This is a genomic window from Hyphomonas sp. NPDC076881 (assembly GCF_050269995.1).
Lineage (GTDB): Bacteria > Pseudomonadota > Alphaproteobacteria > Caulobacterales > Hyphomonadaceae > Hyphomonas.
Genome location: NZ_JBNNJJ010000001.1, coordinates 292,656 through 316,664, shown reverse-complemented (window position 1 = coordinate 316,664; position 24,009 = coordinate 292,656). Strand labels below are relative to the sequence as shown.

General features: G+C 61.8%; 22 protein-coding genes and 1 tRNA gene. 10 read left to right on the top strand and 13 right to left on the bottom strand.

The genetic code is table 11. The features are described 5' to 3' along the window. Nucleotides 1-104 precede the first annotated feature (104 nt). From ACQKI2_RS01525 to ACQKI2_RS01515, 3 genes are read left to right on the top strand one after another with little or no spacing between them, the layout of a single operon-like run. Nucleotides 105-914: a Coq4 family protein gene (locus tag ACQKI2_RS01525; protein ID WP_427377968.1), complete on the top strand. Its 810-nt coding sequence runs from the start codon at nucleotides 105-107 to the stop codon at nucleotides 912-914. Beyond that, entirely contained in the window at nucleotides 911-1,450 is a 540-nt protein-coding gene (locus ACQKI2_RS01520; RefSeq protein WP_427377967.1) for a histidine phosphatase family protein, read from the top strand. Before ACQKI2_RS01525 ends, ACQKI2_RS01520 begins: the two co-directional genes overlap by 4 nt. Nucleotides 1,451-1,458: 8 nt before the next feature. Beyond that, nucleotides 1,459-2,901, top strand: a complete 1,443-nt coding sequence (locus tag ACQKI2_RS01515) for an NAD(P)H-hydrate dehydratase (RefSeq protein WP_427377966.1) — start codon at nucleotides 1,459-1,461, stop codon at nucleotides 2,899-2,901. 7 nt (nucleotides 2,902-2,908) lie between these two features. Here the strand turns inward: ACQKI2_RS01515 and ACQKI2_RS01510 are convergent, their stop codons facing one another. The 3 genes from ACQKI2_RS01510 to ACQKI2_RS01500 all read right to left on the bottom strand — a co-directional run bounded on the left by ACQKI2_RS01510 (nucleotide 2,909) and on the right by ACQKI2_RS01500 (nucleotide 5,474). Then, nucleotides 2,909-3,415 carry a GNAT family N-acetyltransferase gene (locus ACQKI2_RS01510; protein WP_427377965.1) on the bottom strand — a complete coding sequence of 169 codons (507 nt, stop codon included), beginning with the start codon at nucleotides 3,413-3,415 and terminating at the stop codon, nucleotides 2,909-2,911. Nucleotides 3,416-3,512: 97 nt separating this feature from the next. Beyond that, nucleotides 3,513-3,597 (bottom strand) — tRNA-Leu (locus ACQKI2_RS01505). Between the two features lie 146 nt (nucleotides 3,598-3,743). Then, entirely contained in the window at nucleotides 3,744-5,474 is a 1,731-nt protein-coding gene (locus ACQKI2_RS01500) for a hypothetical protein (protein WP_427377964.1), read from the bottom strand. 375 nt (nucleotides 5,475-5,849) lie between these two features. Here ACQKI2_RS01500 and ACQKI2_RS01495 point away from each other — a divergent pair, with 375 nt between their 5' ends. After that, entirely contained in the window at nucleotides 5,850-7,220 is a 1,371-nt protein-coding gene (locus ACQKI2_RS01495) for a glycosyltransferase 87 family protein (protein ID WP_427377963.1), read from the top strand. Nucleotides 7,221-7,311: 91 nt separating this feature from the next. Beyond that, nucleotides 7,312-8,601 (top strand): glycosyltransferase family 87 protein, encoded by a 1,290-nt coding sequence (locus tag ACQKI2_RS01490; protein ID WP_427377962.1) that lies wholly within the window; start codon nucleotides 7,312-7,314, stop codon nucleotides 8,599-8,601. Here the strand turns inward: ACQKI2_RS01490 and ACQKI2_RS01485 are convergent, their stop codons facing one another. From ACQKI2_RS01485 to ACQKI2_RS01455, 7 genes are all read right to left on the bottom strand, one after another. Then, nucleotides 8,602-9,366 carry an SDR family NAD(P)-dependent oxidoreductase gene (locus ACQKI2_RS01485; RefSeq protein ID WP_427377961.1) on the bottom strand — a complete coding sequence of 255 codons (765 nt, stop codon included), beginning with the start codon at nucleotides 9,364-9,366 and terminating at the stop codon, nucleotides 8,602-8,604. A gap of 4 nt (nucleotides 9,367-9,370) precedes the next feature. Further along, nucleotides 9,371-10,669, bottom strand: coding sequence for a class I adenylate-forming enzyme family protein (locus ACQKI2_RS01480; RefSeq protein ID WP_427377960.1), 1,299 nt, complete (start codon nucleotides 10,667-10,669; stop codon nucleotides 9,371-9,373). After that, nucleotides 10,666-10,911, bottom strand: a complete 246-nt coding sequence (locus tag ACQKI2_RS01475; protein ID WP_035599293.1) for an acyl carrier protein — start codon at nucleotides 10,909-10,911, stop codon at nucleotides 10,666-10,668. The genes ACQKI2_RS01480 and ACQKI2_RS01475 overlap by 4 nt, the downstream gene beginning before the upstream one ends. After that, nucleotides 10,908-11,996, bottom strand: coding sequence for a hypothetical protein (locus ACQKI2_RS01470; RefSeq protein WP_427377959.1), 1,089 nt, complete (start codon nucleotides 11,994-11,996; stop codon nucleotides 10,908-10,910). Before ACQKI2_RS01470 ends, ACQKI2_RS01475 begins: the two co-directional genes overlap by 4 nt. Nucleotide 11,997: 1 nt before the next feature. Then, entirely contained in the window at nucleotides 11,998-13,467 is a 1,470-nt protein-coding gene (locus ACQKI2_RS01465; RefSeq protein ID WP_427377958.1) for an MBOAT family O-acyltransferase, read from the bottom strand. Between the two features lie 150 nt (nucleotides 13,468-13,617). After that, the gene (locus ACQKI2_RS01460; protein ID WP_427378039.1) at nucleotides 13,618-14,010 is read right to left on the bottom strand and encodes a GtrA family protein; all 393 of its coding nucleotides are present in this window, start codon (nucleotides 14,008-14,010) and stop codon (nucleotides 13,618-13,620) included. 2 nt (nucleotides 14,011-14,012) lie between these two features. Further along, nucleotides 14,013-15,488: a UbiA family prenyltransferase gene (locus ACQKI2_RS01455; RefSeq protein WP_427377957.1), complete on the bottom strand. Its 1,476-nt coding sequence runs from the start codon at nucleotides 15,486-15,488 to the stop codon at nucleotides 14,013-14,015. A gap of 533 nt (nucleotides 15,489-16,021) precedes the next feature. On the opposite strand from ACQKI2_RS01455, the gene tig reads away from it, so the two are divergent. After that, on the top strand, nucleotides 16,022-17,359 hold the full coding sequence (tig, locus tag ACQKI2_RS01450; RefSeq protein ID WP_427377956.1) for a trigger factor: 1,338 nt from the start codon (nucleotides 16,022-16,024) through the stop codon (nucleotides 17,357-17,359). Between the two features lie 154 nt (nucleotides 17,360-17,513). Beyond that, entirely contained in the window at nucleotides 17,514-18,677 is a 1,164-nt protein-coding gene (locus ACQKI2_RS01445) for a DUF2336 domain-containing protein (RefSeq protein WP_427377955.1), read from the top strand. On the opposite strand, the gene ACQKI2_RS01440 is transcribed toward ACQKI2_RS01445, so the two are convergent. After that, complete coding sequence (locus ACQKI2_RS01440; protein WP_427377954.1) at nucleotides 18,674-19,348, bottom strand: hypothetical protein; 675 nt, start codon at nucleotides 19,346-19,348, stop codon at nucleotides 18,674-18,676. The genes ACQKI2_RS01445 and ACQKI2_RS01440 overlap by 4 nt on opposite strands. Before the next feature lie 114 nt (nucleotides 19,349-19,462). Here ACQKI2_RS01440 and ACQKI2_RS01435 point away from each other — a divergent pair, with 114 nt between their 5' ends. Then, on the top strand, nucleotides 19,463-20,269 hold the full coding sequence (locus ACQKI2_RS01435) for an NUDIX hydrolase (protein ID WP_427377953.1): 807 nt from the start codon (nucleotides 19,463-19,465) through the stop codon (nucleotides 20,267-20,269). Here the strand turns inward: ACQKI2_RS01435 and ACQKI2_RS01430 are convergent. Then, nucleotides 20,266-20,850 (bottom strand): Hpt domain-containing protein, encoded by a 585-nt coding sequence (locus ACQKI2_RS01430; RefSeq protein WP_427377952.1) that lies wholly within the window; start codon nucleotides 20,848-20,850, stop codon nucleotides 20,266-20,268. The genes ACQKI2_RS01435 and ACQKI2_RS01430 overlap by 4 nt on opposite strands. Nucleotides 20,851-20,930: 80 nt before the next feature. Then, nucleotides 20,931-21,698 (bottom strand): NAD kinase, encoded by a 768-nt coding sequence (locus tag ACQKI2_RS01425; protein WP_427377951.1) that lies wholly within the window; start codon nucleotides 21,696-21,698, stop codon nucleotides 20,931-20,933. A gap of 199 nt (nucleotides 21,699-21,897) precedes the next feature. On the opposite strand from ACQKI2_RS01425, the gene ACQKI2_RS01420 reads away from it, so the two are divergent. Together ACQKI2_RS01420 and hemA are read left to right on the top strand one after the other, a co-directional pair. Further along, nucleotides 21,898-22,689 carry a class II aldolase/adducin family protein gene (locus tag ACQKI2_RS01420; RefSeq protein ID WP_427377950.1) on the top strand — a complete coding sequence of 264 codons (792 nt, stop codon included), beginning with the start codon at nucleotides 21,898-21,900 and terminating at the stop codon, nucleotides 22,687-22,689. Nucleotides 22,690-22,779: 90 nt separating this feature from the next. Next, nucleotides 22,780-23,997: a 5-aminolevulinate synthase gene (hemA, locus tag ACQKI2_RS01415; RefSeq protein WP_427377949.1), complete on the top strand. Its 1,218-nt coding sequence runs from the start codon at nucleotides 22,780-22,782 to the stop codon at nucleotides 23,995-23,997. Nucleotides 23,998-24,009: the final 12 nt, after the last annotated feature.

Here is a 24,009-nt window from a genome sequence, read left to right as displayed (position 1 = left end):
CTGGTTTTCGCGAAAAAGCAGGAAAATGACGCCAGCGTCACTTTCTTGCGGCGCCAGATTGTGCTACGTTGCTGGTCGCTTTGATATCATGAGGAATGCTCAACATGGCTGTTCAGGACCTTGAGATCGTTGTCCATCCTGACCGGAAACGCTCGAAGTTCCGTCCGCTCAAGGCATGGCGCCACATGCAGAAGCTGATCCAGAACAAGGAAGATACCGAGCAGGTATTCCACATCATCGAGGCGCTGAATGGCCGCTCGTTCGAGAAGAACTTTGCTGCTTTTGTTGCCAGCCCGGAGGGGCACCGCCTCCTGAAGGAGCGCACTTATCTGCCGCCGATTCTGGATGATCATTCCTGGATCAAGAAACTTCCCGAAGGCACCGTTGGCCGTGCCTATGTCGAGTTCATGGAGCGCGAAGGGCTGACCGCCCAGGGCCTCGTCGAGGAAAGCGCGAAACACCGCGCTGGCGTGCCGGACTATGATGATGACTACCTCTGGTTCGGTAATCGCCTCCGCGACACGCACGACCTTTTCCATGTTCTCAGCGGCTATAACCGTGACGCCCTGGGGGAAGCCTCCCTTCTGGCCTTCACCTACAGCCAGAACCCCGGCAATGGCGTTCTGTTCATCGCCTTCATGGGCTGTCGCACGATTGCGAAAAACGCGCCCAAGGAAGCCCGAATCATGGATTGCTTCTGGGAGGGCAAGCGCCATGGCGCGGCTGCCCAGAAGATCATGCGTCAGGATATCGTGGCTCTCATGAAGGAACCGCTTGAGGAAGCCCGCGCCCGTCTGGGCATCCGGCCGCCCGTGGCCTACCAGCGCGCCCTCCAGGTGCTGACCGCCCATGGCTATACCGCCACCACCCAGCTTGAGGATGCCGGCAAGGTCCGCGAGCAGGCGGCCGCGTGATCTTCCTGATCCGTCACGGTGAAGCTGCCGCCAGCTGGGGCGACCATCCCGATCCGGGCCTGAGCGATCTTGGCAAGGGACAGGCCGAAGCAGCTGCCGAAATCCTGACACGGCTCGGCGCGACCCGTGCGATTTCCAGTCCCATGCAGCGCTGCCGGGAAACAGCGCGCCCCTTCGAGGCCCGTGCGGGGCTGACGGCGAAGGTCGTGCCGGAAGTCTCCGAAATCTCGACCCCGGCCGGCATTGAAGACCGCGTGGCATGGTTGCGCGGCCTGATGGCCGGCACCTGGACCGAGGCTGGCGCCGATCTGGTCGCCTGGCGGTCCAGAATGTCCGAAACTGTCGCCAGTTTGCCTGATGGCGTCGCGGTGTTTTCCCATTTTGTCGCCATCAATGCGCTGGTCGGCGCCCTTGAGGGCGATGACCGGGTCACCGTTTTCCGGCCCGGTCATTGTTCGGTCACCCGGCTTGAGCGGCGCGGCGGTGTCCTGCGCGTTGCAGAATACGGGAGCGAATCCGCAACCCGCGTGCTATGAGCCCTCCCATGGGAAGGCCAATACTGACACCGCAGGAGATGCTTGCCGCCGAGCAAGCCGTGATCAACGCAGGAACCGACCGGTTCACCCTGATGCAGAGGGCAGGCGAGGCGGTAGCCGAATTCGTCCATGCCCATTGGCCAGATGGCCGTATTCAGGTGCTCTGCGGGCCCGGCGGCAATGGCGGCGATGGGTTCATCGCGGCGGCAAAGCTCGCCAAATTCTGGCGCAGTGTAGACGTCTACTGCACCCACCCCGTCAGCGAGTTGACCGGCGATACCGCCAAGGCGGCCAGCCAGTGGGAGGGCCCTGTCCACACGCTCGAAGATGCGCTCAACACCGAGCCGGATCTGATTGTCGATGCGCTCTATGGCGCAGGCCTGACACGGCCTCTGGAGGGCCCCGCTGCCATGCTCGCCCTGCGCGGCGGCCGGGTCATCTCGGTAGACGTTCCTTCGGGGATTGACGGCTACACAGGCAAACCGCTCGGCCCGGCCTTCCAGGCAGAAGCCACTCTCACCTTCGCCGCCCTGCGCCCGGCGCATGTGCTGCTGCCTGGCTCTGCCTTTTCGGGCGTCGCCATGGTGGCGGATATTGGCGTACCCGTGCAGACAAACCTCGCAGAAAACAGCCCCGCGCTCTGGCACAGCCAGATGCCGCAGCCGGGCTTCGGGGTTCACAAATACCAGCGCGGCCATCTCAAAGTGGTCAGCGGCGGCCCCTGGAATACCGGCGCGGCGCGTCTCACCGCCAGGGCCGGCCTGCGCGCCGGGGCCGGTCTTGTCACGATGCTCTCCCCGCCCGAAGCGGCGGGCGTGCATGCGGCCCACCTCACCGCCATTATGCTCGCCCCGTTTCAGACAGCAGACGACCTTGCCGCCTATGCCGCGCGCTCCAGCGCCATGGTGATAGGCCCTGCTGCTGGGATCAACGATGCCACCCGTGCCAACGTAGAAGCCTTGCTGAAAACACCGGCCCGCATTCTGCTGGACGCTGATGCGCTCACCGTTTTCGGCGAGGATCCCGAGGCCCTGTTCAAGCAATTGCGGCCAACCGATATCCTCACCCCGCATGAGGGCGAGTTCTCCCGCTTGTTTGGCGATCTGCTCGCCACCAGCCACAACAAGGTAGAGGCCGCCCGCGCTGCCGCTGCCAAGGCTGGCTGCGTGATCCTGCTGAAGGGGGCTGACACGGTCATTGCCCAGCCCGATGGCAACGCGCTCGTCAACACGCATGCTACCCGCTGGCTGGCAACCGCCGGCTCGGGCGATGTGCTGGCCGGTATCATCGCCGGCTTCATGGCCCAGGGGGCAGACACCTTCGTTGCCGCCGCCATCGGTAGCTGGCTTCACGGCGAGGCTGGCCGCCGCGTGGGCGCGGGGTTGATTGCCGAAGACATCGAAAAGCAGCTGCCCATCATCCTCAGCGCCCTCCACGGGGAGCTGGGCTGAGGAGGGGTCAGATCGGCCGCGCCATCAAGCGCGCGCCGGGCCCATAGATATCGAGAATATAAGCGCGCTTGGTCTCGGTGACGTGCGCATTGGGCACAAACCCCACCCTGTCCCAGTAATTGCCTGATTGGCCGACCGCCACCAGGCTTGCCGCATCGAAGCCCAGCTTCAGCGCCGTTTGATAGGCGTCCTCCAGCAAGGCTCTGGCAACGCCGCTGCCACGCGCCTCCGGCAGAAGGGCAATGTCATGGATGAAGAAACAGTCTGGCTCAGGTAGCTCATCTGGAAATTTCTGATTGTTTACCGGCGCGTCACCAAACTTCCATGGGAAGGCGACCACATAGCCCACCATGCGTCCATTCAGGTAGGCGACCCGGAAAAATTCCCCAAAGCGCGCAATGCGGTTGGCAAACACCTCCGGTGTTTCCCGCAGGTCCGGCGTGAAGGCTTCGGCCTGAATCTGGACGACCTCGCTGATATGGGCCGCAATCATGGGGGCGATCTTGAGGGTCATTTGAACAGGCAGGCCGATTTCTGGGGAGGGTTGAGGTCCATATGGCGTATCAGGCCAAAGGTGCCAGAGGGGCTCAGCAGTCAGCCCAGCCAGACCATGGTGCGGATGAAAGGACTCGAACCTTCACACCTTGCGGCGCTGGAACCTAAATCCAGTGCGTCTACCAATTCCGCCACATCCGCGTGTGGCCGCTTCCTACGCTACGGCGGCGCTGGCTGCAACCGGCCTTCTGAAGTGCCGCAGGGGGAGCATAAAATGCCGGATTAAACCACCTATCCCCGGCTCCGGCTGCGAATAATATCAGCACAAGGAGTAACATTGCTCGCTCTTAATTCTGGCATGCACAGATGGCGCCGCCGTACCTGTCAGGGCCGTAGCCCGCGATCTCCTGCGGCTCGGTGCAGGCAATTGCCTCGGCAGGCTGATACCGGATGTCCAGCCCGGCTTCCCGCATCAGGTATATCCGCGATTGCACCATGTCCGGATAGACGCAGTAGGATTCCCCGGCGGCCACCATGGCGTTTATCTGGGCGTTGGCTTCGGCGCCGCGTTTGGCGGTCAGCCAGGAACCGGCCGCCCCCACGATCAGGCTGTTGAGCAGCATCAATGCCACGATCAGGCTGCCGAGGATCTGCGCCGCGCGGCTGTTTGCTGCCAGGGCCGCTGCTGCGATTCCCAACGGCACGAACCAGAATTGCGGCACATAGCGTGCCCACCAATTCTGCGGCATCACGATCACCGAGAACATCATCACGGCACTGATCGCCAGCAGCCAGAGCGTTGCCCCGCTGCGCCAGCGCGGGCGAACGATCAGGGCCACGGCGCCCGCAATCGACAGCAGGAAAATGCCTGAGAAAAAAGGCCCGAACCCGGAAAGGCGAACGTCCACGCCGCCCGCCGCGCGCAGTTCCTGCGGAGAGATGGAGAAGGGAAATTTCAGCTGCGGCGTTGTCGCATATCCAGAATGTGTTTCCGAGAAGAGAGAGTAGAAGAAACGTTCGGCTGCGGACATTCCCTCGAGAACTTCCGGCGTGTTGTCGAGCGCGGGCACGTCGCCGGTCATGATATCGACCGCGTTTGGCCCCATGATCGGGTGGAAGATGTGTCCGTAGTCGAGGAAGTTCTGCATATAGGGCGACCAGCCAAGTAACACGACGGCCACAAAGGCAGAAGCAAACAGCGCCGCCGCGAGGCCCGCCGCCGGCCGCAGGCCACGCCGGAAGAAGATCCCGGCGCAGGCAAACCCGCACAGGATGACGAACATCGGTATAGCGGAGAATTTCAGGTTCAGGGCGAGTACCATCGTGGCGAGCGCCGTTACCAGTGCCAGCTTGTCATCATATCGCGCCCACATCATGATGGACACGGTGAAGATCAGGATGCAGAGGCCCAGGAGGCCGTCATTCATCGCAGTAAAAAGCTGAGAGAGGATGATCGGGTTGAGCGCGGCCACCAAGGTCAGCAGGGCGGTGGCCAGCCATGAGAACCCCACGCGGAAAAGCGCGCCTGCCAGCACCGCAGCGCCGGCAAACAGAGCCAGCAGATTGAGTGCCTTGCCCATTGCCAGCGGAAGCCCCGCCGTCATCAGCAGCGCGGCGAAATCCCACCCGCCGCGCGGATAGTGGATGGCCCACAAGGTAATCGGATCGCCGATCACCGCTGGTTCTGAATTGCCATGCACAGGGTTCCAGCCCTGAGCGAGAGCATAGATCGCCTGAAAATGATAATGCTGGCCATCCATCGAAGTGTCGTGCACCAGCCCCGTCACAATCAGCGCGGTGATGACAAGGCCCACCGAGACAAGCGGCGCAAAGCGCCAGTGACCGGAAAGGAAAAGCCGGGGCAGGGAGAGCCCCCCGGCGAGCGAAGCGCCTAATATGACCCAGGCCACCGGCGCGGAGAGCGCGCCGCCTGCGGTTAACCACAAGGTCGTCAGGATGAATGCCAGTACCGGGAAGAACAGCAACGGCGTGCCGATTTCCCACAGAACGGCCGATTGCGCCGCTCTCGGATCGTCACTCGCATGACCAAATGGGCTGTGGAGTAAACGAGCGATCATGGCAGGGGCACACTGGATTGTTGAACCGGGTCAGGCTTCGCGGGCAGGCGCCGCTGCAGGCAGGGATGCAATTTGCGTGCAAGATCAGCAGACCGGCCGACGCAAATTTCCGCCAGTCCTGAATGATCAGCAAATGATGGCGTTCTCAAATCCGGCGCCCCCCAGCCCAAAATCTGGCACGCGGAAGGAAGCGGCGTCAATCAGCCTGTCCCTTCGTTGGGGATGTTCTGCCGGCCGGCAGATTTGGGCCAGATTATCCGGGGGAACTGCATATGCCCGCGCCGCGGCAGACACGAAAAAATGCCGCCGGAAGGGCATGTTCTGCTGGCATTCTGATTTCTTTGCGATATTTGGTTCAGGCTGGACGGGGAACAAATGTCGAATTTGCGCTCAAAGGCTGTTGCAGGCCGTTTGTCGGCTTTCGTGGCGGGTTCGCCAAGAACCGCCGCCGTGCTGGTCGTGTACGCACTTCTGGCTTGTGTCCTGCTGAGCCATATCGTGTTTGCCGTGACTGGCCAGCAGTCCGGCGCGTGGATTTTGCGCGGTATCGTGTCCGGTGAAACTCTGGAGGCGGCGGACTCGTGGAACGTCATGATCGTGGCGCTCGAATGGCTGGACGCGCATCCGGCTGCGGATGGCAATATCTATCGCGAAGTATTCTTCGAGCAGCAGCATAAATTCCAGTATGCGCCCACCAGCCTGGTGCCCCTCGATGCGCTGCGATGGATGGGGGTCGAGCTAACGCCGCTGCTCCTCAACAATTTGAACCGCCTGATACTGCTCGCATCGGCTCTGGGCGTGGGGGTGTTATGCTGGTTGTTGCCGGCGCGTCTGGTCAAAGGTCCGCTGGATGCCGACACGCGCCGCGCGCGGCTGCTTCTGACCGTGGCGGCGCCGGGCGCCGCGCTGCTCTTCTTTCCGTTGATCTATGGTTATCATATCGGCCAGCTGCAGGTGTGGATTAACGCGCTGTTCGTGGCCGCCTGCATCGCCTGGGTAAGTGGCCACCGCGCCACCACCGGCGTGCTCATCGGGCTCGTCTGCATGCTGAAGCCGCAGTTCGGCCTGTTCCTGATCTGGGGCGCGCTCCGGCGTGAGTGGCGTTTTACCGTGGCTCTGCTGGCCACCGGCACGTTTGGCCTTGCGCTGTCTGTCATGCTTTACGGCTTCGGCAACCATCTTGCCTATCTGGAGGTGCTCTCCTTCCTCTCCCGGCATGGCGAATCCTATTGGGCAAACCAGTCTGCCAACGGCCTGATGCAGCGCATCTTCCAGAACGGCGAAATCCATGATTTCGGCGGAGATGCGTTTCCCCCTTTCCACGCGGTCATTTATGCGGGCTCCATGCTCGTAACTGTGGCCTTCCTGGCTGGCATTTTCCGGTTACGCCGTGGGGAAGGGGAAGCCGTTCCCCTCTACGACTTCATGCTGGCGGCGCTGGTGTTCACGGCGGCCTCGCCCATCGCCTGGGAACACCATTACGGCATTCTGGCGCCGATATTCGCCGTCATGGCCTCCGTGTGGATGCTGGCGGCGCCGCGCAGCGGTCCTGGCTGGCTCGGTCTGGCGCTGTGCCTGGCATTCCTGATGGCGGCGCTTCCCCTCTGGGCTCTCCAATATGCCCCCGGCTTGCTGCATGTGCTGATGTCGCATCTCTATTTTGCGGCGCTGTTTGTGCTGGCCGCTCTTTGGGGGCTGGTAAAAGGCCGCTGGGGTGTGCTGCCGGCCGCCGGGGAGGCCGCGTGAAACTTTTATTCGCGCGCGCGTTCCTTGCAGCTTTGCGGGCACAACGGGGCCACGACCTGGCTGAACAGAAGGACTCGCAGGGGGCGCGCATATGCAATCGCTGATCATAAACGGGCTGCATCTTGCAGGCGCGATTGCTGGCTTTCTCGTGATTTACCGGCTCGCCGGCTCGGCCCAGCTGTCGCGTTTCCTGTGGCCATTCACGCTCCTGTGGGGCGCTGTGATGGCGGTCTTCATCTTTCTGGTCACGCAGCCGACACTGGCGTTCATCTTCTGGGACTTCCGGTACTGCTACTGGCTGGCCGGCAATCTCATCTGGCAGGGCCCGCCAGCGCTGATGAGCTCCTATGACGATGTGCTGTTCGTCAATATTCCGATCGTCGCCTATCTCTTCGCGCCGTTTGGATTGTTGCCGCCCATGGCGGCGTCGATTGTCTTTACACTGCTCGGTCTTGCCGCTGCCTGGGCCATCTGGCGGCTGCTGGTGCAGATGTTCGCGCTTGATCAGCGGGAAAGCGCGCTGCTCTGCTTTGCGCTCTGCGTCTACGGCCCGCTCATCTATGTGCTCAAGGTCGGCAACACATCGCATTTCATGCTGTTGCTGTTGCTCGGCGGTCTGATGATGGCCCGGTCGGGAAAGGATGTGTCCGCTGGCGTGTTGTTCGGGATCGCTGCGGTCATCAAGCCATCGCTGCTGCTGATCGGCGTGCTTTACTTCCTGCGGGGGCGTTGGCTGGTCGTCGCGGGCGGGGCAGCCGTTGTCGCCAGTTCCGTGGCTCTGTCCTTGCTGATCTTCGGATGGGACATGCACGTCCACTGGTATGAAACCACCATCCAGCCATTCACGTCCAATCCCGTGCTCGCCAGCGCCAATCAGGCAGTGGGCGGCATGGTCGCGCGGTTTGAAGCCGGCGGCGCGGACTGGCAGGATTTCAGCCCCTACATCCTGTCACCCGCCAGCAAGCTGATCGCGCAGGGCCTGACGCTGACGATCATTGCCGGCATGCTCTATGCGGTCTGGCGTTCGGGCCGGAGTTTCCGACTATCCAATCAGGATATGGAGTTGGAAGTCCTGATGATCCTCGCCCTCGGCCTGTCCGTGTCGGCGCTATCTTGGGCGTACTATCATATCTGGGCGCTGCCGGCGCTTGTTTTGCTTTGGGTCCGGTCGCGTCCGGGAGAAGCGCTCGCGCGGCTCCGCTGGCCGCTGATCGCGACTTATGCCCTGCTGGCGGGCGCCGTCTTTGTCAGCCATTCGATGACGTTGGGGCGGTTCGGGCCGGCTTCCAACTTTATCGTTTCACACTGGCTGTGGGGCGCGCTCGCCATGCTGGTCCTGCTCGCAATCGTCAGGGCGCAGCGAACGCCGCCTGCTGGCTGATCAGCAGGAAACGCCGCCGTCCACCAGGATTGTTTGCCCGGTAATCATGCGCGCGCCGTCCGACAGCAGGAAGCGCACCAGATTGGTCACGTCCTCGTCTTCGGCCAGCATGCCCAGCGGGGTGCGGTTGACGATCTGGTTCAGCTGAATCGGTGTGAGTACAGACGACATTTCCGTCAGCACATAACCCGGCGCTACCGAGTTTACGGTAATCTTGCGGCGGCCAAGTTCACGCGCCAGCGCGCGGGTGAGGCCGTCCATACCGGCCTTGGAAGCCGAATAGGCGCTCATGCCATTATAGCCGCGGCTACCGATGATGGAGGAGATGTTGATGATACGCCCACCCTTGTTGGCGCGCAGCATGTATTCTGACGCAGCGCGGGCCGCCTGAATGGCACCGAACAGGTTCACCTTGAGGATCTTTTCGGTCTCGCGGTTCGGGAAGGAGGCGAGAATGCCCGTCTGCGCCACGCCGGCATTATTGACAAGGCCCCACAGATTGTCCTTACCCGCCCATTCAACCGCTTCATTGACGAACGCATCCACCTGATCGGCTTCGCCCACTTCACAGCGGCTCCAGAAGAAGCGCGGCCCGTATTCCGGATGCGCTGCCAAGGCTTCGATGTTGGCAGACTTTGAGCGCGAGCAGGTCGAGATGCGATATCCGTCTGCCAGCAGGCTTTCGATCATTGCCGCGCCGAGACCCCGGCTACCGCCGGTCACGATCACATGGCGTGAATTGAGGGAGGGCGCGGAGCCAGTCATGTTCTTAGCCTTTCTTGCCGGATTCGCGCACGGCGATGGCATCCACCACCTTGAAGGCGCGCGGCACCTGATATTGAGCGAGGTTCTCGCGGCAGGCCGCCAGGATGGCGCTGCGTGTTTCGGCGGGGTCGAGCCCTGGTTCGATCACCACATCGGCAGCCACAAGCTGGCCGCTGATCGGGTTGGCCACGCCATAGACATGCGCCTCCGTCACACCCGGCTGCCTCAGAAGGAACTGCTCCACCATCAGCGGATAAACCTTGGAGCCCGCCACATTGATCGTGCTATCGTCCCGGCCAACGATAAAGGCGCGGTCGCCGCGGATCTCCACGCGGTCGGCTGTCGCCAGCCAGCCATCGTCCAGGCGCGGCTGGGCCGTGTCGGAAACATAGCCGCCCATGGCGTTGGGCGTGCGGATATGCAGGAAGCCGTCGCGCACGCGCATCGTCACGCCCTGCGTTTCGGTGTCCAGCCATTCGGCAGGGAAACCTTCGCGCCCGTCGTGTACGGAGAATACAACACCCGCCTCGGTCGAGGCATAAATATGCGTCACACGGGCGTCAGGGAAGGCCTTGCGGATCCGGTCGAGCGTCGACTGGTCTGCCGCCTCGCCGCCCAGGGTAATCTGGCGCAGACTGAGATCGCCGGGGCGCACCACCATGAGGAAGGCGCGCCAGAAGGTCGGCGTGGCTGAAATCTGGGTAACGCCATTGGCCTTCGCCGCTTCAAGAAAGCCCGCGGGCGTGCGTTCGTCGGGCGCCACAACCACGCCGCGCCCAACCACGGCAGTCAGCTGCACCTGCACGCCGGCAAAACCGGTCGGCTGATAGGTGAGCAGCCATTTGGCGCCGCGATTGCCCGGGTGCATGGCCGCTTTGGCGCGGCTCATCAGGGCGCTGAGGCTGTGGGAAGCGATCTTCGGCGCGCCGGTCGTGCCCGAGGTCATCATGAAGATGCGGGCGGTGGCCGCTTCAGCGGGCGTCTCACCGGTCAGTCTGTCTTCGGCAGACACGATCATCTGTACACCGAATTTCTTCACCACGGCATCGATATGTGCCTCGGGAAGGTTGGTGTGGGCGATGAAAAGGTCCGCGCCTGTGCGGCTGGCCGCATCGATGGCGCGGAGAATGTGGAACGGGTCGTCAGACCGCACCATCAGGCGCGAAACGTCCGCTTCGCTCATCGCGGCCACCAGGCTCTCCGCCGCGCGGGCGAGATCCCCGCGGCTCAGCGTGCCGCGGGCATTTGCGATCAGCGGGGCGGTGTCACTCGTATCGAGTCCGAAGGCGCCGGCAGCAATCATTTTGCGTAGAGCTTTGCAAGTTCGCCAACGGTGCGGAATTCGATGAAGCCTTCTGCGAAGGGATCATGGCCCACAACATCTTCCAGCTCGCGCACCAGCATGGCAAGGTCGAGCGAGTCGATGCTGATCGCGCCGCCCAGCAGTTCTGTCTCGGGCTCGATGGTTGCAGCCTTCACGCCTTTGTCTTCCAGCATGCGCTGAACGATCGAGGTGATGTGTTCGAGAACCTGTGCTTCGGTCATGGGTGTGTCTCCTTGGAAGATTGTGAGGATTGGCTGTCGCACATCGCGTCTTCGCCAAATTGGGTGAGAATGTCATCCGCCAGCATCCTGGAACGGATCGGGCGCCCGTTTTCGTTGAGGTGATAAACGGTGTCAAAATGCAGCTTCTTGTCGAACCGGAAGCCGCTGGCCGGGCGCGGGATCAGAAATTCCGGCACGGCAGCCATCTCCGCATTCAGCCGGTCGATCACCTTGCTGTGCCGATCATAGAAATCGTCCAGCAGGGGTGTCCAGGAAATCATCACGCGCACGCCGCGTGCATTCATGTCGCGAACGAATTGCTGCATCATCGGAATGACGTCCTGATCCATCGGGATGTTGGAAATGTCCATCGCATCAATCGGCTCATGCGGCCAGTTAACGCCCAGATGGCCGGCCAGGTCGCCATTGCGTGTGAAGTTGCGTGCGCTCTCGATATCGAGAATATCAACCTCAGTCCACGGCGTATCTGGTTCAGCGCCCAGCATGTAAGTGAAGTTGTCATAGCCCTCCCCCATTATGCGCAGCACCTTTTGCTGGGCAATGAAGGGAAACCGGCTGACCGCCGAGAGCTTCTGATAGGGCGTCAGGAATTTGAATACGCGCGGATTGGCCTTGGAAACCGTCAGCAGGTCAGTATTCGTTCCGTTCACAGACTTGTAGTAGCTGTCATACTCCCAGGCGATGACAACGAGATCGCCCGGCTTGAGATAGGGTTTCACCTCTTCCAGCATGAAGCGCACGCCGAAATAGCCGTTCATGCCCATATTGATCACCGGGCAGTGGGTGGCCTCTTCGATGATCGTGCTGTCGGTGCCGTAGGAAACGTTGGAGCCGCCCACCAGCACGATCTTCTTGGGAACATCCACCTCCAGCAGGTCGTGCTTCAGATTGGATGCCTGGGCATAGTCGCCATCATCGGGCACCAGAACCGCAATCGCCACAGTCGTTGCGAAGGCGGCGGCGAGCAGGAGAGCGGCCGGCAGAAAAAATCCGATCACGCCAAAGCGGCTGGGCTTCGGTTTGCCGGTTTCCGTCTGCTGAGGGGAGGGAGGGGCGGTATCCATATCAGAACCTGAAGTAGATGAAGGCAATTTGGGAACCATAGAAAGCGCCGAGCAGAACCACCGCAAGCGTGCCCACATAGTAGAGGCTCCAGCGCATCCAGACCGGGCGGCTGTCTATGGCCTCGCGCATGTTGATCCGCCCCTGCAGCACTTCGGCGCCCATCACCACGGCAATGCCGATCAGCACCAGGAAGAACTCGTTGCGGTTTGCGCCGACAACCGACAGCATATTGTCCTTGAACTGGCCCCAGCCGGTGCCGAGGCTGCCCACCATGTGCAGGGCGTCCTCCATCGTGGCCGCCCGGAAGAAGATGTAGGCAAAGCACACCAGCGAGAAGGTCACGGTAATCTTCAGTGCCCGGTAGAGGTTTGGCCGGTCATTCAGCTTCACGGCGCGGGCAAAATTGTTCCAGCGCTTCTGAAGCAGCAGGGACACCACGATATACCCGCCATGCAGCGCGCCCCAGACCACATAGGTCCATGCCGCGCCATGCCACAGCCCGCTCACCACGAAGGTGATGAACATGCCATAGAGCATCAAGGTGAAGAACTTGATCTTGAACGTCTTCTGGCGGGTGATTGGCGTGAAGATATAGTCGGTCAGCCACGAGGTCAGCGAGATGTGCCAGCGCTTCCAGAAGTCCTGGATGGAAGTGGCAAAATAGGGCCGGTTGAAGTTCTGCGTCAGCCGGTAGCCAAAGATCAGGGCGATGCCGAGGGCGATATCGGTATAGCCGGAGAAGTCGCAGTAAAGCTGGAAGGCATAAAGCCAGGTCGCAAAGGCAATCTGCACGCCATTGGCCGCGTCGGGATTGTCATAGATGGCGTTGACGAAGGGCGCGATCCGGTCGGCCACGAACACCTTCTTGAATACGCCCCACAGGATCAGCTGCAGGCCCAGCATGGCCTGCGTCCGGTCAAAGGCCGGATGCGCATGGATCTGTGGCAACAGGTTCTTCGCCCGCTCGATCGGGCCGGCCACAAGTTTGGGGAAGAAGGTCACATACAGCGCAAAGGCGCCGAACTCGCGCTCGGCCTTCTGCTGGCCGCGGAAGATATCGACCAGATAGGAGATGAGCTGGAACGTGTAGAAGGATATCCCGATCGGCAGCAGCCATTGCAACTCGGGAATGGGATACTCCACATGCGCCATGCCGAGGATAGAGCGCAGCGTCTCGTTGAGGAAAGGCGTGTATTTGAAAACAACCAGGTTCGCCGTCAGCAGCACGACGCCCAGCGCCATGATCTTCTGCTTGGCTTTCTTGTCGGGCGCCGCCTCAATCCGTTGGCCAAGCCAGAAGGAGAGGCCTGTCGCCGCCAGGATCTGCACCAGGAAAATGGGCTCGGCCACACCGTAGAAGAACAGGCTGGCCGCCAGCAGCCAGATCCATCGCGCCCGCACGGGCAGCAGGAAGTGAACAGCCGTCACCGCCACCAGGAAAATCACAAACTGCGTCGAAATGAACGCCACAGCGGCCCACCCTATTCTACAATCTTACGAAGGTAGCGCCGATGAGACGCCCCCCAAGGTCCCTTGCAAGTCCAGTGCCGCAAAAGCGGGGTACTGACAATCATATTCCAGCCCTTCCCGCCGTTACGGCAACCTCTGCCCAAATCCGTCTCAGCGGAAGGTGAACAGCTTGTGCCCGAAGAAATTAACCACGGCGCCGATGCCGATGCCCGCCATGTGCGACGCGCCGGGCGCATAATGGCGGTAAGCTTCCGGCCACCACGGTCCGCTGCTTAGCGCAAGCGCGGCCGCCACGGTCACCACGCCGGCAACAATGTTGACGCCGATAAAGTCGCGGATCTGCAGCCACAAAGGCCGGGTCGATCCCTGAAATACCAGGCTACGGTACAGGATAAAGCCCGCGACCATGCCGATCACCGTGGCTGCCGTCACGGCGGCGGCATAGGTCATGAACATCGACAAAGGAAACCTGACGATCCAGTTCAGCAGGGCGGCTGACCCGCCCGCCAGTAGAAACCGGACCCGTTCGTCCCGCAGCAACATGATCAAAGCGGCACTCCGAACCAGGCCAGGAAGAAACACACGCCCGCCAGCGCCGCATAGGCAAGGCACACCCTGTCCTTGACCACGAACACCACCGGATCGTCATCGAGATCACCGCGCTGGCACACGACCCAGATGCGGCTGGAGATAAGGAAGATCAGCGGCGGCAAGGCCCACAACCAGTCGCCCACCTTGATGAAGCTCTGCTGGTGCGCGTCCTCGATGATGTAGAGAACCATGATGACCACGGCAGCAATCGAGCTTGCGATGCCCGCCGCCAGCACCAGCGGCAGGTCGGATGCGCGATAGCCCCGTCCGCTCACCCAGTTGCCACCCTTTTCGATGACGCGGGCAATCTCGGTATGGCGTTTGGCAAAGGCCAGCGAGGTGAAGAAGAACATCGCGAAGACAAACAGCCAGGGCGAGGGCTCTGCAGCCACCGCCACCATGCCCACGACCAGCCGCAGCGTGAAAAGGCTGGCAAGAGTGAAGGCGTCATGGATCACCTTCCGCTTCAGCCAGAGAGAATAGGTGAGGGTGACGACGACATAGATCAGCACCCATTGCAGCACCGCCAGCCCTGCCATCAATGCCAGGGCCAGCCCGGCCACAAAGCAGATCAGCGCGCCGAAGATGCCGGCCGGCAGCGACAGGGTGCCGCTGGCAAACGGCCGGCGCCGTTTGGACCAGTGCTGCCGGTCGTCCTGCAGATCCCAGATGTCGTTGAACACATACGTCGCAGACGCGGTGAACGAGAGGGCGAAGAAGGCCAGAAACAGAGGAAGGATGGACGAAGGCTCGATGATCTTGCCCGAAAGCACTGCCGGCACGACCACCAGAATGTTCTTTGCCCACTGGTGCGGGCGCAGGCATTTGATGAAGGCTTTCAGCAAGGTGGGGCGCGGAATGACCTGAACAACATTCGCGCTCTTGCGCGCCTTGCTGACCGTGCCGCGCGAGGCGCCCACCAGAATAGCGTTACGGGCGCGCTTCCAGACTTCAAGATCCGCCCCGCTGTCGCCTGCATAATCGAAGCCTTCTGGAAACCGTTTCACCAGCGCTTCAGCTTTCGTCTTGCCCTTGAGGTTCACGCCGGCTTCGGTGGCCAGAACTTCTGAGATGAACGGAAACTTTTCCAAGAACAGCTTTGCCGTCTCGGCATGCGCGGCGGTTGCCAAAACAATCTTCCGGCCCTTGTCCGCCTCCTGCTGCGCCAGCGCGACAACCTCTTCATTGACCGGCAGGAAATCCGGGCTCACCGGCACTGCCGAAGCAAGCTGTTCCTTCAGCGTCACCCGGCCGGCTATCAACCAGCCAATCAGTTGAAAGATCGCAAAGGGATTGCGGCGTACGAAGGCCAGCATCTGCTCAATCAGGGAATCGGTGCGGATCAGTGTTCCATCCAGGTCCAGAACCAGCGGAACGGGGTCTGCCCCATCGGGGGTGGCGAGTGTCACGGAGGTGCCGTTATCGATCATGGCTCTGTTATCTTCCTGAGCGTGTATGTGCTGGCGCTGCAGCGGAGTGTGCCAATGCCGGACGGCTGGCCCCTAAGGTTGCATGAAACGCATAAAACAAGGTGAAGAGAGAGGAGTGTCTCGCGCAGATTGCGGCAGCGGCCCAAAAAGCCGCGAACCGTCCTCTGGTCGAGCGCGCAAGGCGCAGTCGCCGTTCTGAAAGCATTGTCCCACCTTGCGCCGGTATTCGCCCATCCTGTCCCTTGGTCCCCGCGGGCAACGGAAATTTCAGCCTTTCAGAGCAATTAGTGTGCCAGCCGGGGCAGGGGATTAAGCATTCGCCGCACAAATCCGCCTCCCCGTCCTCCAAACGTCCCTTTGCCGCCCTGCGGAGGCTTTCCGTAGCGTTACAATCAGGCACTGCATATCCCGTGAAGCTGGCGTGGACAGGGCCTTGTGCCTGTGACATAAGCCGCCGCTTCAGGCAGGATCAGCAGGCTCCGGGCGCGCATTCTGGCGTGCGCCGCGCCGCCCAATAGACGGAAGAATGTCCCATGGAAGTGACACAGACCAAGGCAGAAGGTCTTAGCCGCACCTTTGCGGTCAAGGTGCCGGTCAGCGAGCTGCAGGCGAAACTCGATGCCCGCATCGAGGAAGTGCGCCCGCAAATGCGCCTCAAGGGCTTCCGCCCTGGCAAGGTGCCCGCAGCACATGTGCGCAAGATGTATGGCCGCGACCTCATGGGCGAAGTGATCGACAAGCTGGTCAACGAAACCAACCAGAAGGCCCTCGAGGAAAACTCGCTGCGCCCGGCTGGCCAGCCCAACGTCCATATGGAAGCTGACATCGAGAAAGTCGTCAGCGGCCAGGCCGACCTGTCCTACCACATGCACGTTGACGTGATGCCGGAATTCACTCCGGTTGACGTCTCCACGCTCACCATCGAACGCCCGGTTGCCGAGATCGCCGACGAGCAGATCGAGGAAGCGCTGAAGCGCATCGCCGAGCAGAACATCAAGTATGAAGCCCGTGCCGAAGGCGAAGTCTCCCAGGATGGCGACGCCGTGATCGTGGATTTCGTCGGCAAGATCGACGGCGAAGCCTTCGAGGGCGGCACTGCCGAGCAGCAGGCCGTTGTCCTCGGCTCCAACCGCTTCATCCCCGGCTTCGAAGAGCAACTCTTCGGCGTCAAGGCTGGCGACGAGAAAGAGCTGAACGTCTCCTTCCCGGAAGACTACCCCGCGGCAGAACTCGCCGGCAAAGCAGCCATCTTCGAAACCAAGGTTCACGAAGTCCGCGCCCCGCAGACCCCGGAAATCAACGACGAGTTCGCCACTGGCCTCGGCCTTGAAAGCCTGGAGCAGTTGCGCGGCCTCGTGAAAGACCAGCTGCAGAACGAGCACAATGTGGCTTCGCGCTCCAAGGCCAAGCGCGACCTGCTCGACAAGCTCGACGCTGCCCATGATTTCGACCTGCCGCCCGGCATGGTGAACATGGAGTTCGAGCAGATCTGGCAACAGCTTCAGCGTGAAATGGACGCTGGCCGCGTCTCCGAAGAGGAGAAGGCGAAGCCGGAAGACGATTTGAAGGCCGAATACCGCAAGATTGCCGAGCGCCGCGTGCGCCTGGGTTTGGTGCTGGCCGAAGTCGGCCGTCTGGCAGACGTGCGCATTTCCGAGGCTGAAGTGAACCAGGCCCTCATCCGCGAAGCCCGTCAGTATCCGGGGCAGGAGCGGGAAGTCGTCCAGTTCTTCCAGAAGAATCCCGGCGCCATGGCCCAACTGCGCGCCCCGATCTATGAGGACAAGGTCGTCGACCACATCCTCGAGACTGCAAAAGTTGAGGATAAGACGGTCACCCGCGAGGAACTGTTCAAGGAAGACGAAGAGTAAGTTCTTTCCTTACAAGGCACTTTAAACCGGCCGGTCGAAAGACCGGCCGGTTTTGTTTTGCGCGGGGTTCTTTCCATCCGGTCATTTTGGTAAACGGCTGTTAACCGGCTTCGGAGAGGTTGCCGGTATATTTTGACCGGGATTCCGTTAACCTATGAGCGTCCAGAGCCTCCGCCCCCAACTCACCCAGCAGGACATCCACCGGCTGATGAAAGGCGAGTCGCCCGAGCAGCGTGCCTCGGTCGCCCACCGGCTGTGCCGCCGCATTGGCCTGGATGTGCTCAGCGATGCCGAGAAGCAGTACGCTCAGGAAATCATCAAGATACTGGCCGCTGATGCCGCAGACCTTGTCCGCCGCACTTTGGCCGTAACCCTGCGCTCCTCGCCCATCCTCCCGCGCGAGATCGCCCTGAAACTGGCGCGCGACATTGAAGCCGTCGCCATCCCGATCCTCGAAGAGTCGCCCGTCTTCACCGAGGAAGATCTCGTCGAACTCGTCCTGTCGGTCACCGCTGCCAAGCAGGCCGCCATTGCCGGGCGCGACGGGCTCTCGATCACCGTGTCCGAAGTCATCTCCGAACACGGCGCCGTCGAGGCGGTCCGTGCCCTTGCTGAAAATTCTACCGCCGAGTGGAGCGACAAGGCCTATACCGACGCGCTCTCCCGGTTCGGCTCCGACGAGATCGTCCAGGCCGGCCTCATCCGCCGCGACTTCATCCCCGTTCACATCGCCGAGAAGATGGTCTCGCTGGTCTCCGGCTCCCTGTTCGACATGCTGGTCAACCGGCATGAACTACCCGCGCAGCTTGCCATTGATCTGGCCGCCAGCGCGCGTGAACGTGCCACGATCGACCTGGTGGAGCAGGCGGGGCGCTCGCATGATCTGCCACGCTTCGTCTCTCAGTTGAACCTGAATGGCCGGCTCACCCATTCGCTGATCATGCGCGCCCTCTGCTGCGGTCAGATGCCGTTCGTGGAGCATGCCTTGTCAGAACTGTCCGGCGTGGCGCACCAGCGCGTCTGGCTGATGATCCATGATGCCGGGCCGCTGGGCCTGCAGGCTGTGTTCGATCATGCCGGCCTGCCGCGCAAGATGCTCCCGGCCTTTAAGGCGGCGGTCAACGTCTATCACGAAACCGAACATGACGGCGGCCCGAACGACCGCGCAAGGTTCCGTGCCCGGATGATCGAGCGCGTACTCACCCAGTTCCAGGCCATCCCCAAGGATGACCTTGACTACCTGCTGGACAAACTCGACTTCTATTCGGAAATGGCCGCCCGGGAAGAGGCTGGCGGCACAGGCACAGACGCCGCTTAAGCGTCCGCCCTCGGAGCAATGGCCCCGGCAACACCGGTGTCTTCCAGGAAATCGCCATCCCGCCAGTTGGCATTGTCAGCAACCACCAGGATGCCGCTTTCCTTGGCAATCATCACGACTTCCTGAAGATCGGCAGAGGTTTCCAGCGCATCTGCGTCTACACGGATGGTGTCGATCAACAGGCGCAGCCCCTCGCTGAGCCCGCAATGCCAGGAACGGCGCATGTCGATGCCAACGCGGAAGCCCGCTTTGCGCAGGCGCGCCACGCGGCTCGTGCTGTCGGCGGCATCAGCGGCAAAGGTGGCATCGGAAAACATCAGGCAGAATTCCTGCTGACACATCGTCGTGCGGCGCACGGCGGCGTCGCAGGCAACAGCGGTATTCACATTCGAGAGCGCCGCCATCGGGGCGGGCACCAGGATCGGCCGTGCCATCGCGCCATCGGCGCAGGCAGCAGAGGCCACACGCACCAGCCGGTCGGCCAACCATTTGGCCGGGTCAGTCTCAGCAGCCACCGTTGCCGGGCCAAAGCTCACGCGCTCCTCGAACTCCACCGCTTCTTCTGCCGCCATCCCCAGGCTGTCGCCGGCCAGCAGATGCACGACCGGCAGAAAGCGGACACGGCTCTGCTCAAGGCGGGGGGAAGCGGCATGGATATTGAGGGAAGTCACGCGGGCGTCTCCGAAACAGTTTCTTGGCTATTGCCTTCCCTAACGGAGCAAGCTGAACATCACGCGGAGGAGACCCGGTGAATTTGCCGGAAATTGCATATAAAGAGGCATCAAATGACCGCCCAAACCCCGCCGGACGCCCGCCTGTCAGCGACAATTCTTCTTTTGCGAGAAGGTATTAGCGCGCCGGAAGTGTTGATGGTGAAGCGTCATTACGAGATCGACTTTGCCGCCGGCGCATTGGTGTTTCCGGGCGGAAAAGCCGCTGCCAGCGACACCGATCCGGGCTGGGACGCTTATACAGACGGCGATTACGGCCCCATCCAGCAGGACGCCCGCATCGCCGCCATCCGTGAGGCGTATGAGGAATCCGGCATCCTCCTGGCGCGCCATCGCAAGGCGCGCGGGGAAGGGGCGCCGCTGGTGGGCGCCGACATCGCCGACACCCTCGCGCCGCACCGCGCCGCCGTGGACCGCGGCGAAATCCCCTTCCTTGATCTGGTGCGCGAACACGATCTCACCCTGGCGCTCGACCGTCTCATCCATTTCGGCCACTGGATCACGCCGGTGATGATGCCCAAACGCTTCGACACGCATTTCTATGTCGCCCCGGCGCCCAGCGGCCAGATCGCCGCCCATGATGGCCGCGAGACCACCGATGCCGTCTGGCTGTCGGCCTCAGATGCCCTGGCGCAGGAAATGGCCGGGCAGGCCACCATCATCTTCCCCACACGGATGAACTTGGTGAAGCTTTCCCGAGCAGCCTCGCTGGAAGATGCCCGTCAGCGGTTTGCAGCCGAGCCTGTGGTTACGGTCTTGCCGCGCCCCGGCAAGACGGAGACGGGCGATCCCTGTCTCTTCATTCCTGAAGAAGCCGGCTACGGCCAGACGGTTGAGCTGCTCTCGAAAGTGAAAGTCTAGCCTGCGTTTCCAACCTTGAGGGCAACGCGGCGCTCAAGGGCTTCGCACACGGCATCGGCAACCGATTCTGACCCCTCGCCCTGCGGGCCGGCCGCCACGGCGGCGCGGCAGGCTTCGATGTGCAGATTGATCAGCGCGCTGTTCTCGCCGGGGCGCGTGCCGCTCAGCAGGTCGCACAGCGAGCCGCAGAGGCGTGAGACGGCGGGGTAGCCATAGGAGGTTGCCGCCCCGCGGATATTGTGGGCGCAGGTATAGAGCGTGCGGTAGTCGTCGGCGGTGGCGTGCGGCTTCTGGGCAATGCGCCAGGCGTCGCGCATCTTTTCCAGATCGTTGCGCATCCAGCCTTCAAATTCTTCGGTCAGGGCGTCCAGAGCTTCTTCGGCCTGGGTGACCATCTCCTGCGGATCGGCCACAAAAACCGGTTCCGGCGGGGTGACGGCTGCGGGGACCATCTCTTCGTGCGCCGTCGTCGTGGCAGAGGCGGGCCGGATCACACGGGAAATATCGGGCGCGGCAACGGTCTGCGCCGGTTTGCGGTTAAACTTGGCGGTATCCAGTTTCTTGAGGAACTTGCCCAGCATCACTCCACCCCTCGCTTCTGAAGGATCGTGATTAACCAACAAAATTTAACATTCGCCTGACGCAAGGCGTTGAAATTGCCTCAGAAAGCAAACTGTTCCCGCAAAATGCGCTCGTCGAGTGCATGGCCGGGGTCAAACAGCACCTTCAGCGTCCTTGCCGGATCGGTTTCCACCGTCACCCGGGCAATGTTGCGCACTTCCTCATTGTCGGCCGAGGCAGAGACGGGGCGGCGGTCGGGATGGATCACCTCAATGTCCACCTTGGCCTCGGCCTTCAGCAGCGCCCCGCGCCAGCGCCGGGGCCGGAACGCGCTCACCGGCGTCAGCGCCAGCAGCTTCGCTCCGATCGGCAGGATCGGTCCATGGGCCGAAAGGTTGTAGGCGGTTGACCCGGCAGGCGTCGCCACCATCAACCCGTCACAGACGAGTTCTTCCATACGCACCCGCCCGTCGACGACGATCTTGAGGCGCGCCGATTGCGCCGTCTGGCGCAGCAGAGACACCTCATTGATCGCCATGGCCCGGTGAACCTTGCCATCCAGGTCGGTCGCCACCATCCGCAGCGGGGAAAGCGTGGCCCGCTCGGCCGCCTCGATCCGCTCGATCAGGCCCTCGGCGCGGTAGTCATTCATCAGGAAACCAACGGTGCCCAGATGCATCCCGTAGACGGCCTTGCCGTCATCAAACCGCCGGCGCAGCGTATCCAGCATCGCGCCATCTCCGCCGAGGGCGACGATCACCTCGGCTTCTTCCTCGGAATAATGGCCATATTTATCGCGCAGAAGCGGCAGCACCTGCTGCGCCTCTGGCCGTTTTGAAGCATAAAAAGCGATACGCAACGATGTCATGCGGCGGCATGTGGGAATGTTTTGCCCCACCCGTCAAGGCAGGCCGGATATGTCCGCGTAGGACTTCCCTTGCGGCAAAACGTGACGCCAGCGTCATCTGAATCTGGCGCTCAGGCTCAAACTCGTTTACTTTCGGCTCTGAAAACGCACACAACCGCCTATAAGAACGCAAAGACACGCATCCAGGGAGAAGACCACCATGGCCGATGGCGCAGGCAAGATTGATATCCGCAATTCCGTCAGTGAAGCCGAATGGAAGGCGCGCGTAGACCTCGCTGCGCTCTACCGTCTCACCGCGCTTTATGGCTGGGACGACATGATCTTCACCCACATTTCCCACCGCGTTCCCGGCCCGGAGCATCACTTCCTGATCAATCCCTACGGCTATTTCTTCGAGGAAATCACGGCCTCCTCGCTGGTGAAGGTCGATTTGGACGGCAACATCGTTCAGGAAACCGATGCGATGATCAATCCGGCCGGCTTCACCATCCACTCGGCCATCCATGCCGCTCGTGAAGATGCGCATGTCGTCATGCACGTCCATACCGATCAGGGCGTGGCCGTCTCGGCCCAGAAGGAAGGCCTCCTCCCGCTCAGCCAGACCGCCATGGTCGTGCGCGAAGATGTCGCTTATCATGATTATGAAGGCATCGCTCTTGATCTGGACGAGCGTGAGCGCCTGGTGCGCGACCTCGGCCCCAAGAAGCATTCGATGATCCTGCGCAATCACGGCACGCTGACCTGCGGCGCCACGGCGGCCATCACCTTCACCCGCATGTTCTTCCTGGAGCGCGCCTGCAACATGCAGATCATGGCGCTTTCGGCTGGCCGCAACGGCGTTCTGGAGTGCGATGGCGGCCTCCAGCAGAAGGTGGCCGGCCAGGGCGGTATGACCGAGCACAGCAACGGCATGTCCACCCTGACAGAAAAGCTCGTCTGGCCCGCGCTGCTGCGCAAGCTGGACCGGGATCTGCCCGGTTATGCCGCATAGGTATTTTTACGGGTTCGCCTAAATAGGTCACCGGACTAAGCCTCCGGTACCCCAATTAAGCATGGTCAGTCGCAGAGAGTTCAGAGCGCCATGAAGCATCTCAAAGCCTTCGAAGACGCCCTTGGCGCCATCCACGGTGAAGGACGCTACCGGGTCTTCATTGACCTGCACCGTCACAAGGGCCGTTTTCCCAAGGCCACCGCCAGGTTTGAAGCGGGCGAACGGGAAGTCACCATCTGGTGCTCGAACGACTATCTCGGCATGGGCCAGGATGATGATGTCATCAATTCCATGCACGAAGCCATCGACAGCTTCGGCGCCGGCTCGGGCGGCACCCGCAACATCTCCGGCACCACCCGTTTCCACGTCGATTTGGAACGCGAGCTGGCAGACCTGCACGGCAAGGAAGCGGCGCTGCTGTTCACCTCCGGCTATGTCTCGAACGACGCGACCCTGTCGACACTCGGCAAGATCCTGCCCAACCTGATCATTTATTCCGATCAGCTGAACCACGCTTCGATGATCGAGGGCATCCGCCGCTCGGGCGCAGAATACCGCGTCTTCCGGCACAATGATGTCGATCATCTGCGCGCCCTGATCGAGAATGACGATGCAGACCGCCCCAAGCTGATCGCCTTCGAAAGCGTCTATTCGATGGATGGGGATTTCGGCCGGATGCAGGAAATCTGCGACCTTGCCGAGGAATTCAACGCGCTGACCTATCTCGACGAAGTCCACGCCGTTGGCCTCTACGGCCAACAGGGCGCCGGTGTTGCCGAAATGCTCGGCCTTGGCGACCGGATCGACATCATCGAAGGCACGCTGGCCAAGGGCTATGGCGTCATGGGCGGCTATATTGCCAGCCACGCCACTGTGGTCGATGCCATTCGCTCCATGGCTTCCGGCTTCATTTTCAGCACGTCTACCTGCCCGGTCATGGCAGCCGGCGCTCTCGCCAGCATCCGCAAGCTGCGCACCGATGAAGGCCGCCGCCTGCGCGCCGTGCACCAGGCCAAGGCGCTTGAGCTGAAGCAGAAGTTCCGCGATGCCGGCCTGCCGGTCATGGACTCGCCCTCCCACATCGTCCCGCTGCTGGTCGGTGATCCGGAGCGTTGCAAGGCCCTGTCAGATACGCTGCTGTTCGATTTCGGCATCTACGTCCAGCCGATCAACTATCCCACCGTCCCGCGCGGTACGGAGCGCCTGCGCTTCACGCCCAGCCCGGTGCATGATGAGGTGATGATGGACGAGCTGGTCGCCGCCATCCTCGCGGTCTGGAAACAGCTGGGGCTCGACAAGGCCGCCTGAGGCCACAGCCTG

Excerpts from the sequence above, each read along its gene's own strand:
- ACQKI2_RS01525 (WP_427377968.1), top strand. The coding sequence starts at position 105 with ATGGCTGTTCAGGACCTTGAGATCGTTGTCCATCCTGACCGGAAACGC.
- ACQKI2_RS01515 (WP_427377966.1), top strand. The coding sequence starts at position 1,459 with ATGGGAAGGCCAATACTGACACCGCAGGAGATGCTTGCCGCCGAGCAA.
- ACQKI2_RS01510 (WP_427377965.1), bottom strand. The coding sequence starts at position 3,415 with ATGACCCTCAAGATCGCCCCCATGATTGCGGCCCATATCAGCGAGGTC.
- ACQKI2_RS01500 (WP_427377964.1), bottom strand. The coding sequence starts at position 5,474 with ATGATCGCTCGTTTACTCCACAGCCCATTTGGTCATGCGAGTGACGAT.
- ACQKI2_RS01495 (WP_427377963.1), top strand. The coding sequence starts at position 5,850 with ATGTCGAATTTGCGCTCAAAGGCTGTTGCAGGCCGTTTGTCGGCTTTC.
- ACQKI2_RS01490 (WP_427377962.1), top strand. The coding sequence starts at position 7,312 with ATGCAATCGCTGATCATAAACGGGCTGCATCTTGCAGGCGCGATTGCT.
- ACQKI2_RS01485 (WP_427377961.1), bottom strand. The coding sequence starts at position 9,366 with ATGACTGGCTCCGCGCCCTCCCTCAATTCACGCCATGTGATCGTGACC.
- ACQKI2_RS01480 (WP_427377960.1), bottom strand. The coding sequence starts at position 10,669 with ATGATTGCTGCCGGCGCCTTCGGACTCGATACGAGTGACACCGCCCCG.
- ACQKI2_RS01475 (WP_035599293.1), bottom strand. The coding sequence starts at position 10,911 with ATGACCGAAGCACAGGTTCTCGAACACATCACCTCGATCGTTCAGCGC.
- ACQKI2_RS01470 (WP_427377959.1), bottom strand. The coding sequence starts at position 11,996 with ATGGATACCGCCCCTCCCTCCCCTCAGCAGACGGAAACCGGCAAACCG.
- ACQKI2_RS01460 (WP_427378039.1), bottom strand. The coding sequence starts at position 14,010 with ATGTTGCTGCGGGACGAACGGGTCCGGTTTCTACTGGCGGGCGGGTCA.
- ACQKI2_RS01455 (WP_427377957.1), bottom strand. The coding sequence starts at position 15,488 with ATGATCGATAACGGCACCTCCGTGACACTCGCCACCCCCGATGGGGCA.
- tig (WP_427377956.1), top strand. The coding sequence starts at position 16,022 with ATGGAAGTGACACAGACCAAGGCAGAAGGTCTTAGCCGCACCTTTGCG.
- ACQKI2_RS01445 (WP_427377955.1), top strand. The coding sequence starts at position 17,514 with ATGAGCGTCCAGAGCCTCCGCCCCCAACTCACCCAGCAGGACATCCAC.
- ACQKI2_RS01435 (WP_427377953.1), top strand. The coding sequence starts at position 19,463 with ATGACCGCCCAAACCCCGCCGGACGCCCGCCTGTCAGCGACAATTCTT.
- ACQKI2_RS01430 (WP_427377952.1), bottom strand. The coding sequence starts at position 20,850 with ATGCTGGGCAAGTTCCTCAAGAAACTGGATACCGCCAAGTTTAACCGC.
- ACQKI2_RS01425 (WP_427377951.1), bottom strand. The coding sequence starts at position 21,698 with ATGACATCGTTGCGTATCGCTTTTTATGCTTCAAAACGGCCAGAGGCG.
- ACQKI2_RS01420 (WP_427377950.1), top strand. The coding sequence starts at position 21,898 with ATGGCCGATGGCGCAGGCAAGATTGATATCCGCAATTCCGTCAGTGAA.
- hemA (WP_427377949.1), top strand. The coding sequence starts at position 22,780 with ATGAAGCATCTCAAAGCCTTCGAAGACGCCCTTGGCGCCATCCACGGT.